At 74.4% G+C, this 16,030-nt stretch carries 18 protein-coding genes and 1 pseudogene; 9 read left to right on the top strand and 10 right to left on the bottom strand.

Annotation, left to right across the window (positions count from 1 at the left end; translation table 11 throughout):
* Positions 1 to 6 precede the first annotated feature (6 nt).
* From ACFXOZ_RS03560 to ACFXOZ_RS03545, 4 genes and pseudogenes are all read left to right on the top strand, one after another.
* Positions 7 to 516: a YbaK/EbsC family protein gene (locus ACFXOZ_RS03560; RefSeq protein WP_380523101.1), complete on the top strand. Its 510-nt coding sequence runs from the start codon at positions 7 to 9 to the stop codon at positions 514 to 516.
* Positions 517 to 788: 272 nt separating this feature from the next.
* A pseudogene (locus ACFXOZ_RS03555) lies at positions 789 to 1,205 on the top strand (peptidoglycan-binding protein); the annotation flags it as partial.
* A 12-nt stretch (positions 1,206 to 1,217) separates the two neighbouring features.
* Entirely contained in the window at positions 1,218 to 1,706 is a 489-nt protein-coding gene (locus ACFXOZ_RS03550; protein WP_375892119.1) for a peptidoglycan-binding protein, read from the top strand.
* A gap of 209 nt (positions 1,707 to 1,915) precedes the next feature.
* Entirely contained in the window at positions 1,916 to 2,212 is a 297-nt protein-coding gene (locus tag ACFXOZ_RS03545) for a DUF1330 domain-containing protein (protein ID WP_375892109.1), read from the top strand.
* Between the two features lie 54 nt (positions 2,213 to 2,266).
* Here ACFXOZ_RS03545 and ACFXOZ_RS03540 read toward each other — a convergent pair whose 3' ends face one another.
* From ACFXOZ_RS03540 to ACFXOZ_RS03530, 3 genes are all read right to left on the bottom strand, one after another.
* Positions 2,267 to 2,941, bottom strand: a complete 675-nt coding sequence (locus ACFXOZ_RS03540; protein ID WP_380587030.1) for an O-methyltransferase — start codon at positions 2,939 to 2,941, stop codon at positions 2,267 to 2,269.
* A gap of 39 nt (positions 2,942 to 2,980) precedes the next feature.
* Positions 2,981 to 3,886 carry a HEAT repeat domain-containing protein gene (locus ACFXOZ_RS03535; protein WP_380587027.1) on the bottom strand — a complete coding sequence of 302 codons (906 nt, stop codon included), beginning with the start codon at positions 3,884 to 3,886 and terminating at the stop codon, positions 2,981 to 2,983.
* Between the two features lie 199 nt (positions 3,887 to 4,085).
* Complete coding sequence (locus ACFXOZ_RS03530) at positions 4,086 to 5,654, bottom strand: MFS transporter (protein ID WP_380587092.1); 1,569 nt, start codon at positions 5,652 to 5,654, stop codon at positions 4,086 to 4,088.
* 157 nt (positions 5,655 to 5,811) lie between these two features.
* On the opposite strand from ACFXOZ_RS03530, the gene ACFXOZ_RS03525 reads away from it, so the two are divergent.
* Together ACFXOZ_RS03525 and ACFXOZ_RS03520 are read left to right on the top strand one after the other, a co-directional pair.
* Positions 5,812 to 6,804 carry an Lrp/AsnC family transcriptional regulator gene (locus ACFXOZ_RS03525; protein WP_375892104.1) on the top strand — a complete coding sequence of 331 codons (993 nt, stop codon included), beginning with the start codon at positions 5,812 to 5,814 and terminating at the stop codon, positions 6,802 to 6,804.
* Positions 6,805 to 7,261: 457 nt separating this feature from the next.
* Entirely contained in the window at positions 7,262 to 7,915 is a 654-nt protein-coding gene (locus ACFXOZ_RS03520; protein WP_380587024.1) for a hypothetical protein, read from the top strand.
* Between the two features lie 52 nt (positions 7,916 to 7,967).
* On the opposite strand, the gene ACFXOZ_RS03515 is transcribed toward ACFXOZ_RS03520, so the two are convergent.
* From ACFXOZ_RS03515 to ACFXOZ_RS03500, 4 genes are all read right to left on the bottom strand, one after another.
* Complete coding sequence (locus ACFXOZ_RS03515) at positions 7,968 to 8,447, bottom strand: RICIN domain-containing protein (protein WP_380523104.1); 480 nt, start codon at positions 8,445 to 8,447, stop codon at positions 7,968 to 7,970.
* 229 nt (positions 8,448 to 8,676) lie between these two features.
* A complete protein-coding gene (locus tag ACFXOZ_RS03510) occupies positions 8,677 to 9,156 on the bottom strand; it encodes an RICIN domain-containing protein (protein WP_380587021.1) in 480 nt (159 codons plus the stop codon).
* Between the two features lie 276 nt (positions 9,157 to 9,432).
* A complete protein-coding gene (locus ACFXOZ_RS03505; RefSeq protein ID WP_380587019.1) occupies positions 9,433 to 10,122 on the bottom strand; it encodes an alpha/beta fold hydrolase in 690 nt (229 codons plus the stop codon).
* Positions 10,123 to 10,245: 123 nt separating this feature from the next.
* Entirely contained in the window at positions 10,246 to 10,944 is a 699-nt protein-coding gene (locus ACFXOZ_RS03500; protein WP_380587016.1) for a glyoxalase, read from the bottom strand.
* Positions 10,945 to 11,084: 140 nt separating this feature from the next.
* Here ACFXOZ_RS03500 and ACFXOZ_RS03495 point away from each other — a divergent pair, with 140 nt between their 5' ends.
* Positions 11,085 to 11,324 (top strand): hypothetical protein, encoded by a 240-nt coding sequence (locus ACFXOZ_RS03495; RefSeq protein ID WP_380523108.1) that lies wholly within the window; start codon positions 11,085 to 11,087, stop codon positions 11,322 to 11,324.
* Between the two features lie 8 nt (positions 11,325 to 11,332).
* Here ACFXOZ_RS03495 and ACFXOZ_RS03490 read toward each other — a convergent pair whose 3' ends face one another.
* The gene (locus tag ACFXOZ_RS03490) at positions 11,333 to 12,502 is read right to left on the bottom strand and encodes a PQQ-binding-like beta-propeller repeat protein (protein ID WP_380587013.1); all 1,170 of its coding nucleotides are present in this window, start codon (positions 12,500 to 12,502) and stop codon (positions 11,333 to 11,335) included.
* Positions 12,503 to 12,610: 108 nt separating this feature from the next.
* Here ACFXOZ_RS03490 and ACFXOZ_RS03485 point away from each other — a divergent pair, with 108 nt between their 5' ends.
* Positions 12,611 to 13,000 (top strand): VOC family protein, encoded by a 390-nt coding sequence (locus ACFXOZ_RS03485; RefSeq protein ID WP_375892092.1) that lies wholly within the window; start codon positions 12,611 to 12,613, stop codon positions 12,998 to 13,000.
* A gap of 41 nt (positions 13,001 to 13,041) precedes the next feature.
* Here the strand turns inward: ACFXOZ_RS03485 and ACFXOZ_RS03480 are convergent, their stop codons facing one another.
* Both ACFXOZ_RS03480 and ACFXOZ_RS03475 read right to left on the bottom strand, forming a co-directional pair.
* Positions 13,042 to 13,938, bottom strand: coding sequence for an aldo/keto reductase (locus ACFXOZ_RS03480; protein ID WP_375892090.1), 897 nt, complete (start codon positions 13,936 to 13,938; stop codon positions 13,042 to 13,044).
* Positions 13,935 to 14,828 carry an NAD-dependent epimerase/dehydratase family protein gene (locus tag ACFXOZ_RS03475; protein ID WP_380587010.1) on the bottom strand — a complete coding sequence of 298 codons (894 nt, stop codon included), beginning with the start codon at positions 14,826 to 14,828 and terminating at the stop codon, positions 13,935 to 13,937. The genes ACFXOZ_RS03480 and ACFXOZ_RS03475 overlap by 4 nt, the downstream gene beginning before the upstream one ends.
* Before the next feature lie 182 nt (positions 14,829 to 15,010).
* Between ACFXOZ_RS03475 and ACFXOZ_RS03470 the strand changes: the two genes are divergently transcribed.
* Positions 15,011 to 15,934 carry a LysR family transcriptional regulator gene (locus ACFXOZ_RS03470; protein WP_375892086.1) on the top strand — a complete coding sequence of 308 codons (924 nt, stop codon included), beginning with the start codon at positions 15,011 to 15,013 and terminating at the stop codon, positions 15,932 to 15,934.
* Positions 15,935 to 16,030: the final 96 nt, after the last annotated feature.

The following is a 16,030-nucleotide window of genomic DNA, read 5'->3' as shown; positions in this document are numbered from 1 at the left end:
GGGGCGATGAGTTCACCCCTTCCCGCACGAAGCGTCGCGGTCGCCGAGGCACTGGCGGCCGCCGGCGTCACCGGTGAGATCCTCGTCCTGCCCGACTCCGCCCGCACCGCGGCCGAGGCCGCCGCCGCCCTCGGCTGCGAGGTCGGGGCGATCGCCAACAGCCTGGTGTTCACCTGCGACGGCGAACCCCTGCTGGTGATGACCAGCGGCGCCCACCGGGTCGACACCGCCCACCTGGCGGCGGAGTTGGGCGCGGGCCGGATCACCCGGGCCTCCGCCGACCAGGTCCGCGAGGCCACCGGCCAGGCCATCGGCGGCGTCGCCCCCACCGGGCACCCGGCGCCGCTGCGGACCGTCGTCGACACCGCGCTGCGGCAGTACGAGGTGCTGTGGGCGGCGGCCGGGCACCCGCACACCGTGGTGCCGATGACGTACCAGGAGCTGCTGCGGGTCACCGGCGGCGCGGCGACGGCCGTGGTGCCGCCGTCGGAGCCGAGCGCGGCGGCCGACGGCTGACGGCCGGTAGCCGGGCTCGCAACGGCCCACCGCCGTCCCGGCGGTGGGCCGTCGCCGTGCGGCGCGTCCCTGGGACGCCCGGGACGCCGGGGGCACCCGGGCCGCAGAGCGGTCCCGGGGCGGACGGCGTCCCAGGGACGGGGAAGCGCTAGCGGGACGCCGTCGGCGGCTCCTAGCGTCTCCCCACGGCGGCCGGTCGCGGCCGACGGCCGTCCGGCGCCGCCGATCCCCTCTCCTGCGCTCCGCGCTCAGTCAGTCAGTGAGGAACCGTCATGAAACGCATCTCGGCCATCGTCGCCGCGATGTTCGCCGCGCTGCTCGCGGCCGTGCTCGTCGCTCCGGCCGCCCAGGCCGCGAGCTGGCCGCTGGTCCGCAGCGGTGACCGCGGTGACAACGTCACCACCGTCCAGTACCTGCTGTCCGCCCGCGGCTTCGCGACCGGCGTCGACGGCGACTTCGGCCCCGGCACCGAGGGCAAGGTCAAGGCCTTCCAGCAGTCCGCCGGCCTGAACCCGGTCGACGGCATCGTCGGCGGCGACACCTGGTCCAAGCTGATCGTCACGGTCCGCAACGGCGACAACGGCGACGCCGTCAAGGCCCTCCAGGTCCAGCTGAACGCCCACGGCGCCGGCCTCGCCGTCGACGGTGCCTTCGGCCCCGGCACCGACGGCAAGGTGCGCGCCTTCCAGCAGAGCGCCGGCCTGAACCCGGTCGACGGCATCGTCGGCCCGGCGACCTGGGGCGCCCTGCTCGGCGGTGGCGGCAGCACCGGCGGTTCCGGTGGCGGCAGCGGTGACAAGCTCACCCAGTCGCAGGCCGCCTCGATCTTCTCGTCCGCCGGCATCACCTGGTCGTCCTCGGGCGGCTGCTCGGACCGCAACAACAGCAGCTGCACCTCCTTCGACGGCCTGCGCCGCGCCTCGGCCGACGGCGCCGTCAACTTCAAGCGGGCCAGCAACTGCGCGGTGAACATCACCGGTGGCACCGAGGCCGGCCACGCCAGCGGCACCTACAGCCACGGCACCGGCTACAAGCTGGACTTCGGCATCACGAGCTGCATCACCAACTACATCCACGGCAACTTCTCGCACAGCGGCACCCGCGGCGACGGCGCCGACCTGTGGACCGCCCCCTCCGGCAACATCTTCGCCAACGAGGGCAGCCACTGGGACGTCACCTTCATGAACTGACGCCTGCGGAGCGCTTCCTGAGCGGCGCACCCTGCTGGGGCAGGGCCACCGGAAACCCTCCGGTGGCCCTGCCCCGTCGCGTTGGGGGCGGCCTGGTACCCGGGCGCGGCCCGCCGGACCCCGCCCGCAGGGCGCCGTCCGCGACGGGGACACTGGGGTACGGGCCGTCCACCGGGCCGGCCCCTTCGCAGAGTTGACGAGGAGCCGACGTGCCCGCCCTGCTCATCCTGAACTACGACGTCACCGACCCTGAGCGCCTGGAGGCCTACCGCCAGGGCGCCGCTGCCGTCCTGCTGGGCCCCGCGGAGCTGGTCGCCAGCACCGACCGGACGGTCCACCTGGGCGAGGGCGGTCGCCCGCCCGGTGGCAGCCACACCGTGGTGCTGCGCTTCGCCGACGCCGAACAGGCCCACGCCGCTTACGCGTCGGACGCCTACCGGGGCCTGCTGGAGGAGCGCCTGGCGGCCACCGTCCCGTTCACGGCGATGATCGTGCCCGCCCTCTGACCCCGCCCCCCGACCCCTCCCTCCGTCGGGCACCGCACCGGGCACCGCGTCCGGTTACCGCACCCGGCGGACGACGGTGAAGCCGTCCCAGCCCTTGGCACCGACCGTCTGGAGCGCCGTGGCCTCCAGGCGGTCGTCCGCGGCGATGTCCGCGAGGACGGTGCGCACGCCCCGGACCCGGTCGTCGTCGCTGTCCGGGTCCGTGACGGCGCCGTTGCGCACCACGTTGTCGATGACGATCACGCTGCCGGGGCGGGTCAGCGCCAGGGAGGCCCTCAAGTAGGCCGGGTTGCTGGGCTTGTCGGCGTCGATGAAGACGAAGTCGTACGGCTCGGTGCCGGCCTCGACCAGCTGCTCGGCCGACTTGAGCGCGGGGCCGGTGCGGAGGTCGACCCGCTCGGCGACGCCCGCCCGGTGCAGGTTGTCGGCCGCGACCGCGGCGTTCTGCGGCTCCAGCTCCAGGGTGGTGACGTGGCCGTCCCGGCCGACGGCGCGGGCCAGCCAGATGGTGCTGTACCCGGCCAGCGTGCCGAACTCCAGCACCCGCCGGGCGCCGCTCATCCCGCACAGCAGGGCCAGCAGCTTCCCCTGGTTCGCCGCGACCTCGGCCTGCGGCATCGTCGTCGCCCCGCCGGACCGCCGGGCGTGCACCAGCGCCTCGTCCTCGGGGACGAGGGTGTCGACGAAGTAGGCGTCGACCTCGCGCCAGGCCTGTTCGGATGCGTACATGCCGTCGTTCCTCCCCAGCGGTGGTCCCGGCCGCTCGGGTCAGTCGGCGAGCCAGGCGAAGTCCTCAGGATGGCGCATCTGGTGCAGGCAGACCAACAGCCCGTTCCTCTCGTCGAGGTCCTCGACGGCGTCCAGCCAGGGGACGGCGGTGAGGAGTTCCACCAGGTCGTCGGTGACGGCGGTGTCGAGGAAGGCGTCGAGGTCGGCGGGTATCGGGTCGTCGGTCAGGCAGAGCCAGGCGAGGGCGGCGCCGACCCGGACCTCCGGCGGGCGGGCCTCGTCCCGCCACCAGGCGTGCAGGAGCGCGGTGGTGGCCGGATCGCCCGCTTCCCAGGCGAGTTGACCGAGCGCCAGGACGAGGGAGGCGCGCACTGCCGGGTCCTCCTCGACGGCGAGGCGCCCGTGCAGCACGGCCGCGACCACGGGCGCCGGGGGCGGTACGACCGCCGCGGCCTGGGCGACGGCGTGGCGGATCTCCGGGTCCGGGTCGTCCAGCAGGTGGAGCAGCAGCGCCGCGTCCGCGGCCACGGCCGAACGGGCCGCCTCGATCGACCGGTTGGCCAGGCTGCCGTCCTGCTCGTACCGGGGCCGGTCCGCCGGGAGGCCGACGCGCAGCAGGCCGCCACGCGTCCCGTCGCCCCACGGCATCCGGTGGGCCACCGACGCCGTCAGCCGCACCAGCGAAGCGCGGTGCCGGGGGTGCGCGAAGGCGATGCGCAGCAGGAAGGGGACGGCCAGGGCGCCGGCCGTGGAGGTGCCGCCCTGGTGGGCGAGGCGGTTCCACAGCGTGGCGAGGGCTCCCTCGGAGGCCCTCGCGTCACCCAGGCGGACGGTCTCCAGCAGGGCGGGGACGTCCTGGGCCGAGCCGTAGGCATGGTCGAACCGGGCCCAGGGCACCGCGTCGTAGCGCAGGTCGTCCTTGACCACCCGCGGTATCGCGGCCACGACCGGGCGCACGTCCTCACGCTCGGGCAGCGTGCCCGCCCAGCCCCTCGCGGCCGGTGCCGACGTCTCGGTCCCGATCCACCCCACAGCAGTTCCCCGTCCCGCAGACCAGTTGGTGCACACCCTTCCTCACATGTGCCACCGACAACCCGAAGGGCTGCCGGTGGCGAAGGTGGTGATGCTGGGGGATCGGGCGGCGTCAGGGCGCGGGCACCGGCTCCCGGTCGGTGGCCGGGGCGGTGCGCGGCGCCGGGGTCCGGGGCGGCGCCGGGCGGAGCAGGACGGCGCAGGCGAGGGCGGCCAGCAGGGCGAGCGAGGCCGCGACGACCAGGCAGAGCCGCAGGCCGTCCAGGAAGGAGCCGCTGAGCGCCGTCAGGGCCTGGCCGGTGGCCGGGCCGAGGTCCAGTCCGGCGACGGCGCCGAGGCCCTGCTCGCGGGCGACGTCGACGACGTGGCCGACAGTCGCGGCCGGCACCCCGGCGTCCGTGAGCCGGCCGGGCAGGGCGTCCACGGCCCGGGTGGTCAGCAGGGCGCCGAGCACGGCCGGGCCGAGGGCGCCGCCGACCTGGCGGAAGGCGTTGTTGCCGGCCGCGGCCATGCCCGCCAGGTGGTGCGGGACGGCGGAGACGGCGGTGGCGGTCATCGGGGTGAGCACGGCGCCCAGGCCGAGCCCGAGCAGCAGCAGCCGCCAGGCGATCGAGCCGAAGGAGGTGTGGGCGTCGAGGTTCGTCAGCGACAGCAGCGAGCCCGCCGTGACGACCAGGCCGGAGGTGATCAGGACCCGGGCGGACACCCGGTGCATCAGGCGCCCGACGGGCAGGCTGGCGGCCAGCGACGCCCCGGTCACCATGACCATCCGCAGGGCCGCCTGGAGGGTGGTCAGGTGCTGCACCAGGCCGAAGTACAGGCTGAGCGCGAAGAAGAAGCCGATCAGACCCAGGAAACTGATCATGGCGACCAGCGAGGTGGCGGTGAAGGCCGGGCTGCGGAACAGGGCGGGGTCGATCATCGGACTCGCGCTGCGCCGCTCCACGGCGACGAAGACGACCGCGGCGAGCGCACCCAGCACCAGGGCGGCCACCGTGGCGGGCTCGCCGAAGCCGTTCCCGCCGCCCTCGATGACGCCGTAGACCACGGCGGTGACGGCCACGGCCGCGCTGATCTGTCCCGGCCAGTCGAGCCGACGGCCGTGCGGGGCGCGCGAGTCGGGCAGCAGGAACGCGGCGACGGCCAGCACGACCAGCGACACCGGGACGGGCAGCAGGAAGATCCAGCGCCAGGCGACGTGGTCCAGCAGCACGCCCGCGATCAGCGGACCCACGGCCAGCGAGGCCAGCATGGACATCGCCCACAGCCCGATGAACCTCCCGCGCTCCCGGTGGTCGGGCACCGCGTGGCTGATCAGCGCCAGCGTGGTCGGCAGCAGCGCCGCCGCGCCGAGGCCGGAGGCGGCCTGCCCGGCCCACAGCACCTGGACGGAGCCGGAGCCCAGCGAGACCGCCGCGCCCACCGCGCACAGCGCCATGCCCGCCTGGAACACCCGCTTGCGGCCGTGGACGTCGCCGACCACGCCGGTGGTCAGGATCAGCGCGGCCATCGGCAGCACGAACGCGTCCGACACCCAGGACAGTTGGGCCGTGGTGGCGCCGAGCGCCCGCTGGATCGCGGGCAGGCTGACCGACACGGTGGTCACGGGCAGGTAGGCGACGAAGACGCCCAGGCAGGCCATGACGAGGGTGACGCCCCGTCCGGTCCTGGGGCCTTGCATCGTTGCGGAGTTCACGGAGGTCGTCCTTCGGGTGCGGAGGGTGCGGAGGGTGCGGAGTCGCCGACCAGCTTCACCCCGGCGGGTTCGGGATCCCCGAACGATCTCGGAGGACGTTCCGGAACATCCATTCCGGTGCCGACTGTGTGATGATTCCGCCATGCCCGACGCCCTGGACCGCACGATCATCCACGGACTCCACTACGGCCCGCGGGTCCCCTTCCGCCGCCTCGCCGAGGTCATCGGGGTGTCCGAGCAGACCGTGGCGCGCCGCTACACCGCGCTGCGCCGCAGCGGGGTCCTGCGCGTCGTCGGCCTGAGCTCCGCCGCCGCCCACGGCCGGGCCGAGTGGATCGCCCGCCTGCGCTGCCGACCCGACGCCGTGGGGCCGCTCGCCGACTCCCTCGCCCGCAGGCCCGACGTCGCCTACGTCGGCATCGCCTCCGGCGGTTCGGAGATCAACTGCATCATCCGCTCACCGGCCGGCACCGGCCGCGACGACGTCCTGCTGCGGCAGCTCCCCAAGGCGGCCTCCGTCCTCGACATGAGCGTCGACCTGCTCATCCACCCCTTCGGCCCCGAGCGCGCGGGCGGCTGGACCGGCGGCGAGGGCTCCCTCACCGAGGAGCAGGTCCGCCGGCTCGCCGGGGAGCGCCCCGCCCCCGTCGGCCCCCCGCTCACCCCGACCGACGAGGACCTCCCCCTGCTGGCCGCCCTGGCCGAGGACGGCCGCGCCTCCCACACCCGCCTCGCCGAGGTCACCGGCTGGTCCAAGCCCCGCGTCGCCCGCCGGATGGAGGCCCTGGAGTCCTCCGGCTCGCTGGTCTTCGACATCGACACCATGCCGGAGCGGCTCGGCTACGAACTCAACGCCACCCTCTGGCTCCAGGTCGACCTGTCCGGGCTGCACCGCATCGGCGAGGAGATCAGCCGGCACGACGAGGTCGCCTTCGCCGCGGCCGTCAGCGGCCGGCACAACATCATGGCCGTCGTGTTCTGCAAGGACACCCCGGACTTCTACCGCTACCTGAGCACCCGCCTCGCCCGCATCGAGGGCATCCGCGGCTACGAGATCAGCGTCCGCGTGCGCCGCCTCAAGCAGGCCGCCTCCCTGATCCACCACGGCCGGCTGATCCACCCGGCCCTGGCCTGACGGGCGGCCGGGAAGCAGGCAGTCGGAGTCGGGAGCCAGGGGCTGTCCGTGGCGCCTCCTAGGGTGCGCCGGTGAACGTTGATGATCTTCAGTGGCAGCTGAGCCACCACGGCGGCGTACCGCGGGAGCTCGTGGCGGCCCTGCTCGAACGGGGCTGTACGGAGCTGGTGGCGGCGGCGGCGCGGGAGCGCGGGGACTGGTGCTGCGCCGAGGGCGTGGTGCGGGAACTGTGCGCGGCCGGGGAGTTCGGGCGGGCCTGGGAGGTCGTCGAGCCGTTCGCGGCGACCGGGTGGCAGCCCGCGGTACGGGTGGGCGCGGACGTCCTGCTGCGGTGGGGGCGGATCGGGCGGGCGCTGGAGCTGGCCTGCCCCGCCGAGCCGGCCGGGGACGGGTTCGACGAGGCCCGGGCCTGGCGGGACTACGCCGAGGTGCTGGTCCGGGCCGGCGGATCGACGAGTTGCGCGAACACGCCGGCACGGACACCTTCGCCGCGCTGCGCCCGTACGTGCGGGGCTTGGAGGAGGCGGGCAGCCCCGGGGAGGCGGAGGCGTACCTGCGCGGCCGGATCGCCACCTCGACCTACGCGGGGCACTACGGGAACGCGCTGCTGGAACTCCTCGTGCGCCAGGGCCGGTTCGAGGACGCGGTGGCGGCGGTGGCGCACACCTTCGACAACCTTCACGACGGGAACCTGCTCCAGCCAGTGCTGCTTCTGCTGGCCGAACACGGCCTGCACGAGCGGGCGTTGGAGCTCACCGTGGGACGAAGTCCCGAATTCCACGCGGAGAACGACGAGTTCTGGCTCCGGTCCAACCGGTGGTGGCTGATGGGGGAGTCCGGCCGCAGCCGGGAGGCCATCGCCGAGATCGAGGCACTGCCGCCGGCGGAGGTTCACGACCGGGAGTCCACCATCGCCTGGCTGCTCGCCCGGGACGGGCGGCTGGACGAGGCGATCGCCCGGCTGCGCCCGCTGCTGCCCGGGAAGGGGGCCGCGCGGGACCTGGCGGGCCTGCTGGTGCGGCAGGGCCGGTACGCCGAGGCCCTCGCCGTCGTGCCGGGGGTGGCCGCGCAGCGGGAGGAGGCGCGGAACTTCTGGACGCGACGGGGCTGAGCGCGATGGCGCCGGCCTGCCGGTGGGCGCGGCGGGCCGGGGCCGGTCTGCGCTACTTCTCGTAGGCGGTCCACTGCTGGTTCTGGGAACCGACCGACAGCTCGGTGGTCACCCGCTGGTCCTGCCCGTTGGCCTGGAGGACGTAGTCCAGGTACTTCACGCTGGCGATGGCCGTGGCGTCCACGCTCGGTTCGACGATCCACCGCTGGGCGAGGTTGGTCGCGTCGCAGTTCTGCTGGGTGACGGCCTTGCCGGGGCCGGCGGCAGCGAGGCACTTGCCGTAGTGGGTGCCCTTGATGGTGAAGGTGCCGTTGCCGAGCGGAGTGAGGGTCCAGACCTGGTAGGTGAGGTTGGGGTCGCGGGTCCAGACCTCGCCGCCGAGGTACTCGTCCAGGTTGTTGAAGTCGCTCTGGACCTGGAGGGAAGCGGTGACCGGGACAGCGGCCGAGGCCGTTCCGCAGTTCAGGACGGCGCCGCCGGTGAGGGAGGCGGCCGCCACGAGGGTGGCGACGGCCTTCTGGGTGATGCGCACTGCTTCTCCTAGTTCGAGGGGTCGGCGAGCCCGGGGTGGGCCCGCCCGGCCGCGAAACTAGGGGTGCGAGGGAAGTCGTTTGTGGACGACTCGATGAGGGTAGGCCAACTGGTTCAGGCGTTTCGCTGGGACGGCGCAGCGGTGGCGGTCGCGAGGGTGAGGAGGGCGACCTCGACGGTGCGGTACCGGCCCGCCGCTGGGTGGCGGCGGACCGGTACCTGAAAGGGCGTCACTTCAAGTAGGGGGTCCACTGCTGGTTCGTGGTGCCGAGCGACAACTCGGTGGTGACGGGCCTGTCCAGGCCGTTGGCCTGGAGGACGGTGTCCAGGTACTTCGCGCTCGCGATGGCCGTGAAGTCCAGGCCCGGGTCGAGGTACCACCGTTGGGCGAGGTCGTTCGCGTTGCAGGGCTTCTGGGTGACGTTCGCCCCGAGGCCGTTGCTCGCGATGCACTTGCCGTAGTGGGTGCCCTTGATGGTGAAGCTGCCGTCGCCGAGCGGGGTGAGGGTCCAGTTCTGGTACGTGAAGCTGGGGTCGCGGGTCAGCACGGTGGTGCCGAGGTTCTCGTCCAGGTTGGTGCTGTCGCTCTGGACCTGGAGGGAGGCGGTGACCGGGACGGCGGCCGTGGCGGTCCCGGAGTTGAGGACGGTGAGGCCGGAGAAGGAGACGGCCGCCGCGAGGATCGCGACGGCCTTGTGGGTGATGCGCACTGCTGCTCACTCCTAGATCTAGGTAGTCGCGAGCCCGTTCGGTCGGGCCCGCTCAGCCGCGAAGCTAGGTGGGCGGCGGTGCGGTTCGGCCGCAGCTCGGGAGGTGTCGGCCCGAGTGGTCACGGTGTTTCACCTGGATGGGTCAGCCGATGCCGCCGCCCCCCGATGCCACCTGAACCCGGCCATAGCCGGACTCCCGGCAACTCGCACCCGTGAACCGCGAGGAGTGGGAAGTCGACGCTGCCGACTTCCCGTTCCTCCCGCGTGCCAGGGCCGCTACAGCGCGGCGCGGTACGCCTCCAGGCGCTCGGCCAGTTCCTCCGGGTGGCCGAGCATCGGCAGGTGGTCGCCGGGCATCTCGTCCGGCTCGATGCCGAGCCGCTCGACGGCCAGCCGCCGCATGAACTCCACCGGGAAGAACCGGTCACCGGCCGACAGCAGGACCTCGGTCGGCACCTGCGGCCAGGCGTCCAGCGGCCACGGGTCGCCGAACGGCGCAGCTGCTTGCGGTTGTTGGTGATGCGTCATCAGCTCGGCCGCGAGCTCCGCCGGGGTGTCGTGCAGGTAGAGGGTGACCGGGTCCTCCTCGGTGCCCTCGGGGACGCCCCGCCGCCGGTCGGCCTCCTGCCGGGCCCCGCCGTACCCGGTGGTGTCCCACCACGCGCCCGGCGTCTCGCCCTGGGCCGGGATCTGGGCCTGGAGCATGACCAGCAGGTCCACCGGCACCCGCGCGCACACCAGCGGCCCGGTGAAACCGCCGAACGAGTGCGCCACCAGGACGAGTTCGGACCGGTCGCCGATCGCCGCCACCACCGCGTCCGCGTACGCGCCGAGCCCGGCCGACTCGTCCCCGCACGGCAGGTTCGGTGCGATCACCTCGTGGCCCCGGCCGCGCAACTCGGCGGCCAGCGGCCCCCAGTACCACGCGTCCGCCGCCGCGCCGTGGATCAGTACGTACGTCGCCACCGTGCCCCACCTCCGTCTGCTCGGGAACTCGCCGCTCTCCGGCGCCGGGTGACCCCGTCACAAGCTACCCGCCCGCACCGGCCGCCCATCGGTTCCCACGACGGCCGGGCGGACGGCGGAACCTCAGGGCATGCCCGCCGGGCCACGTTCGGCGTCGGTGAGGTCGAGGGCGTTCAATCGTTGACGCCATCCGTCGACGCTTTCGGTCTCGTCCAACGCAGTGGCGAGCTCGATCAGCGTGGTGAGCGTCCGGGCCGTGTCCACGGGCGGTGCGGTGGGCCCGTGCCTACGCAGGGCGGTGGTGAGGACCCGCAGGGCGGCGCGGTCGTCGTTCTTGAACTCGCTGAGGATCCGGGCGTTGTCGAGGGCCCTGGCCAGCCCGGTGAGCTCCTTCGAGCCGCCGTACTCCAGCCCTGCGGGTTCGTCCCGCTGGATGAAGATGACCGAGTTCCCGGACGGGTCGACCATGGTGAACCGGCTTGCCCCCGGCCGGAACCGGGTGATGCGCGGCCTGCCCTTGGCCGGGACCTTCCCGTAGGCGGCGCGCAGGGCTCTGCTGAACTCGGCGTGGTAGGGCGCGACATCGTCGACCAGGATCAGGCAGCCTCCCACCTCCTCCTGGCCCGGGTCGGTGTTCTTCGGCGGTGTTCCGAAGTGCAGGGCGAAACCGCTCCACTCCAGTGCCAGGTAGAGGTAGGGCCGGGTCTGCTGGAAGGTGACCTCGAACCCCAGTGCCCGGTAGAACTCCAGCGTCTCCTCCACCGAAACGCACGGCATCACCGGCACCGTCGTCTCGTTGGCCCGTATCGTCGCTTCCGTCATGCCCGCCGCCTCTCGGTCTCCGCTCGGCACCACCGCTCCGAGCTTGCCGCAGATCGCGTTTTCGCGCCTATGGGGATCCCGGGGCGGCCGACGGGAAAGCCGGGTGCTCGAACGTCCCGGTCCCGCCTACGATCGCCCGCATGGAGCGACACGTGCCCCGTGGCCTCGGCCCCGTGGACAGTCATGCCGCCCGGTGCTGGGAGCGGGGCGACGCCGGGCACGAGCGGAGCATCCGCCTGCACCCGGTGCATCCCGAACGGAACCTCGCGCGGTACGTCGAGCGGATCGAGGCGGCGGGGTGGCGGCTGGTGGAGCGGACGTACCGGGACGACGGGGCCCACCGCCGGTGTTCGATGCGGTTCGCCCGTGGCGCCGGGTGAGCCCGGCCTCAGGTCAGGGTGCCCAGGGCCTGGAGGCCGGTGCGGCTGCTGCGGTAGACGGTGGAGCCGGCGGCGGCCAGCGAGACGTAGGTGTACCCGGTGCCGGAGCGGAGGTCGTCCGGGGCGTCCTGCCAGCGGGGGCTGCCGGTGGTGAGGTCGAAGGCGAACAGCCGGTCGTCGTTGGTGCCGACGTAGGCGACGCCGTTCGCGGTGGTCATCGAGCTCTCGCCGCGGCCCAGCCCCAGGGTCACGGTGGCCGTCCAACGCGGCTCGCCGGTCTCCGTGTCCATCCCGACCAGCTGCGTCCCGCTGAGGAAGCAGACCGTCCCGTCCGCGGCCGACAGCGGGTGGTTGGTCGCGCCGCGCTGCATGCGCTGCCAGCGCACCCGGCCGGTGGCCGCCTCCAGTGAGCCGACCCATGTGGTGGTCGCGGTCCCGCCGGCGTACGTGAGCAGGACGGCGCCCCGGTGGACGACGGGGGTGGTGTTGACGCCGGGGACGGTCTCCTGCACCCAGCGCTGCTCGCCGGTGCGCGCGTCGAAGGCGCGGGCCCCGGCCCCGCCGGTGTACACGGTGTCGCCGTCCGCGGCCAGGAAGTCCCCGGCACCCGACGCCTTGCTCCAGCGCGTTTCGCCGGTGGCCGGGTCGTGGGCGTGCAGTGCGCCCCCGTGGACCGCGAACACGAGGCCGCCGCCGACGGCGACCGGGGTCTGCTCGGCGGGGAGCTCGGCCCACTCCGGCACCGGCACCTGCCAGCGCACCTCGCCGGTGGTGGCGTCCAACGCCTGCAGCCCGGTCGAGATGGCCGTGTACACCGCGCCGTCGCCCACCGCCGACGGGCGGCCGCCCAGGTAGGCGGAGACGGCGTCGGGCGAGTCGACCGCCCGGCTCCAGCGGACGGCGCCGGTGCGGGGGTCGAGCGCGCGCAGGTTGCCGTCGGACCCGGAGACGTAGAGGTCCCGCTGCGGGCCGTCGGTCAGGATGAGCCGCCCGTTCGCGGCCGTCGTGCTCCAGAGCCGGGGGCCGTGCTCGGCGCTCCGGTCCGCCCACCAGCGGGCCCCGCCCGCGACGGCGAGCGCGCCGATACCGCCCGCCGCGCTCAACAGCAGCCGCCTGCGGTTGATCTGGTTGACCTGGGGGCGGGCCGGCGGGTTCTGGGCTGCTGCATCGGGATTCACTCCGTACAGGACTTCGTACCCGCTCGGATGGTTCCCGGCGCGCAACCCGGTGGCGGTCGGCGCGCAACCCGGTGGCGGCCGGCGCGGGAATCGGGGAGGCTCGGGCGCATGGTCTCGGTAGTGCAGAACGTGGCGGTCGACTGTGCGAACGCCTATGAGCTGGCCCGCTTCTGGAGTGAGGTGACGGGCCGACCGCTCGGCCCGGACGACGGGCCCGGCGACGAGGAGGTGGCGGTGATGCTCGCGGAGGGGCCGGTGCTGTACTTCAGTCAGGTGCCCGAGCCGAAAACGGCCAAGAACCGCCTCCACCTGTGCCTGCGCCCGGAGGGCCCGCGCGACCAGGAGGTGGCACGGCTGCTGGAGCTCGGCGCCACCCTCGTCGCCGACCGCCGCGAGCCGGACGGCACCGGGTGGGCGGTGCTCGCGGATCCCGAGGGCAACGAGTTCTGCGTGCTCCGCAGCGCCGCCGAGCGGGCCGCCACGGAGGCGGGGGCCTGAGCCGCCGTTCGACCGCGGCACTACGGGTGTCGTACGGGCGACTACAGGTGCAGTGTCGCCAGTTCCTCGGCCGTCAGCACGAGCCCGGCCGCGGCGGCGGAGTCGCGGACGGAGGCGGGGCGGCGGGCACCGGGGATCGGCAGGACGCCGGGGGACTGGGCGAGGTGCCAGGCCAGGCAGATCTGCTGGGGGCTGACGCCCCGGGCGCGGGCGAGGGCGTGGAACGGGGTGTCGGTCGCCGGTGCGGCGGCGCCCGGGTCGTCGACGGCGCTGGTGGAGATGCCGCCGAGGGGGCTCCAGGGGAGGAAGGCCAGGCCGAGTGCGGTGCACAGGTCGAGGGTGTCGCGGGTGGCGGTGTACGCCGGGGAGAAACGGTTCTGAACGGAGACCAGGTGCGGGCCGAGGATCTCCCGGGCGGTGCGGATCTGCGCGCAGTCCACGTTGGAGATGCCGACCAGCCGTACCGTCCCCGCGTCCACCAGCTCGCGCAGCGCGCCGACCGAGTCGGCGAAGGGCACGGCCGGGTCGGGCTTGTGCAGCTGGTAGAGGCCGATGGCCTCGACGCCCAGCCGCGCGGCCGAGGCCCGGGCGGCCCGGCGCAGGTGGCGCGGGTCGCCGTCGACCGTCCAACTGCCGTCCCCGGGGCGGCCCCGCCCGCCCTTGGTCGCCACCAGGACGTCGTCGGTGCCGCCGCCGTACGTGGCCAGGGCGCGGGCGACCAGGCGCTCGTTGTGGCCCACCTCGTCCGCGTGCCAGTGGTAGGAGTCGGCGGTGTCGATCAGCGTCACGCCCGCGTCCAGGGCGGCGTGGACGGTGGCGACGGCCTGCTCCTCGGCCGGGCGGCCCTCGACCGACAGGGGCATCGCGCCCAGGCCGATCGCGCCGACGCCGAGGCCGCCGATCCGGCGGGTGGCGGGAGTCGTGGGGAGCGTGCTCATGCGTGGGCCTCCTTGACGGCCTGGGGCAGCCAGTCGGTGACGGGGGAGAAGCGGAAGCCCTGGTGGGCCGCCCGGCCGGTGTCCATCGCGTAGCAGTGGTCGAAGGAGAACGGGGAGTGCGGCCCGCCCGCACCGGCGACGGCCAACTCCGGCTCCCGGCCGACCACCTGGCCGACCACGGCGGACAACTCCCGTACGTCCAGGGCCTCCGGGGAGGCCGCGTTGACCGGGCCGGTGAAGTCCGCCTGCGCGGCCCAGGCCAGGAACCGGGCGATCTCCGGCGCGTGGACGAAGGACGCGCGCTGCGGCGACGGGTGCACGGCCACCGGCAGGCCGCGCCCGATCCGCTCCACGTAGTGCGCCAGCCGACCGGTGAAGTCGGCGCCGCCGAGGACGTGCGCGGTGCGGACGGCGACCAGGTCGAAGGGGGCCAGCCGGGTGAGCAGGGCCTCCGCCTGGCGCTTGCCCTCGGCGTAGTTCTCCGACCGGAACTCCTGCTCGGACCAGGGGAGTCGCAGGTCCACCCGCTCGGCCGACAGATCGAGCGCCTGCTCCGGCAGCGGTGCGCCGCCGGGGCGGCCGAGGTGGGCGTAGACCTCGACGGTGGAGGTGAGCAGGTAGCGCGGGGTGCGGTCGGCGAACACCCGCGCGGCGACGGCCGCCTGGACGGGCGTGTAGCAGACCTGGTCCACGACGGCGTCGAAGCGCCGGTCGCCGAGCGCGGCGTTCAGCGCGGCCTCGTCGTTGCGGTCGGCGCGCAGGTGGGTCACGCCGTGCGGGGCGGGGACCGAGCCGCGGTTGACCACCGTCACCGCCGCGCCCGCGTCGCGGAGCTCCTCGATCAACTGCCTGCCGAAGTAGCGGCTCCCGCCGATCACGCACACGTCCATCGTTCGGATCCCCTCTGTCCGGCCCGGTTCCGTACCGTGCCGTCCCATGCCGTGCTGTCCCGCACCGTGCTGTCCCGCACTGTGCCGCCCCGCCCTCTGCGGGTCGGCTTCGGTGGTCAGCCTGCCGCGCACTGGGCGACAGCAGTAGTGTCGAGCTGGAGCCCTCGTCATAAGGAGAACTGTTGATCGACGTCCAGCGGCTGGCCGTACTGCGGGAGGTCGCCCGCCGCGGCAGCTTCAACCAGGCGGCGCAGGCCCTGCACTGCACGCCCTCGGCCGTCTCCCAGCAGGTCGCCGCCCTCGAACGCGGCCTCGGCGCGCCCGTCGTGGAGCGCTCCACCCGGGGTGTCACCCTCACCGACGCGGGCCGCCTCCTGGTCGAGGCGGCCGACGCGATCGCCGCCGAACTCGCCGACACCCGGCAGCGCATCGACCGGCTGACCGCCGAACGGACCGCCCTGACCGTCGCCACCTTCGCCAGCGGCGGCCGCCGCCTGCTGCCCGCGGCGCTCGCCGCCTTCGCCGCCGACCACCCCGAGGTGGAACTCACCGTCCTGGAGGCGGAGCCGGAGGAGAGCCTGCCCGCCGTCCGCGAAGGCCGGGCCGACCTCGCCCTCGCCTACCACCTCGACGGGCCGCCGCCCAGCCGCCCCGGCGACCGCTCCGGCCTGGACTGGACCCCGCTCGGCGCGGACCCGCTGCGGGTCGTCCTGCCCGTCCGGCACCCGGCCGCGATCCGCTACCGGGACCGGCCCGAGCCGCCGCACCTGGCCGAACTCGCCGACCAGCGCTGGATCCTGGGCTGTCGCAAGTCCGCCGGCCAGCTCACCCACCACGCCGCCCTGGCCGGGGTCGAGCTGCGGATCTGCTGCACCGCGACCGACTACGAGTTCGCCCAGTCCCTCGTCCGGGGCGGGATCGGCATCGCCCTCATCCCCGAGATCGGCCTCGCCCCGCACCCCGACCTGGTCGCCCTCCCCCTCGCCGAACCCGGCCCCCGCCGCCACCTCGGCCTCGCCCTCGCCCGCCGCCGCCGGGGTCATCCCGCCCGCCTGGCCGAAGACCTGGCCGCCCACCTGACCGGCCGAGGATCAGGCGGGTCCTGACGCGACGGGCCCTCGCGGCCCGTCGACCCGAGGGAGCCGTTCCCGGCGGCGGGGGCCGTCCACGGCGCAGCCCGCCGGGCTGGAATGCGGTGGCCC

It is taken from the genome of Kitasatospora sp. NPDC059160, from assembly GCF_042755465.1.
Lineage (GTDB): Bacteria > Actinomycetota > Actinomycetes > Streptomycetales > Streptomycetaceae > Kitasatospora.
This window is presented reverse-complemented; position numbering and strand designations above follow the sequence as displayed.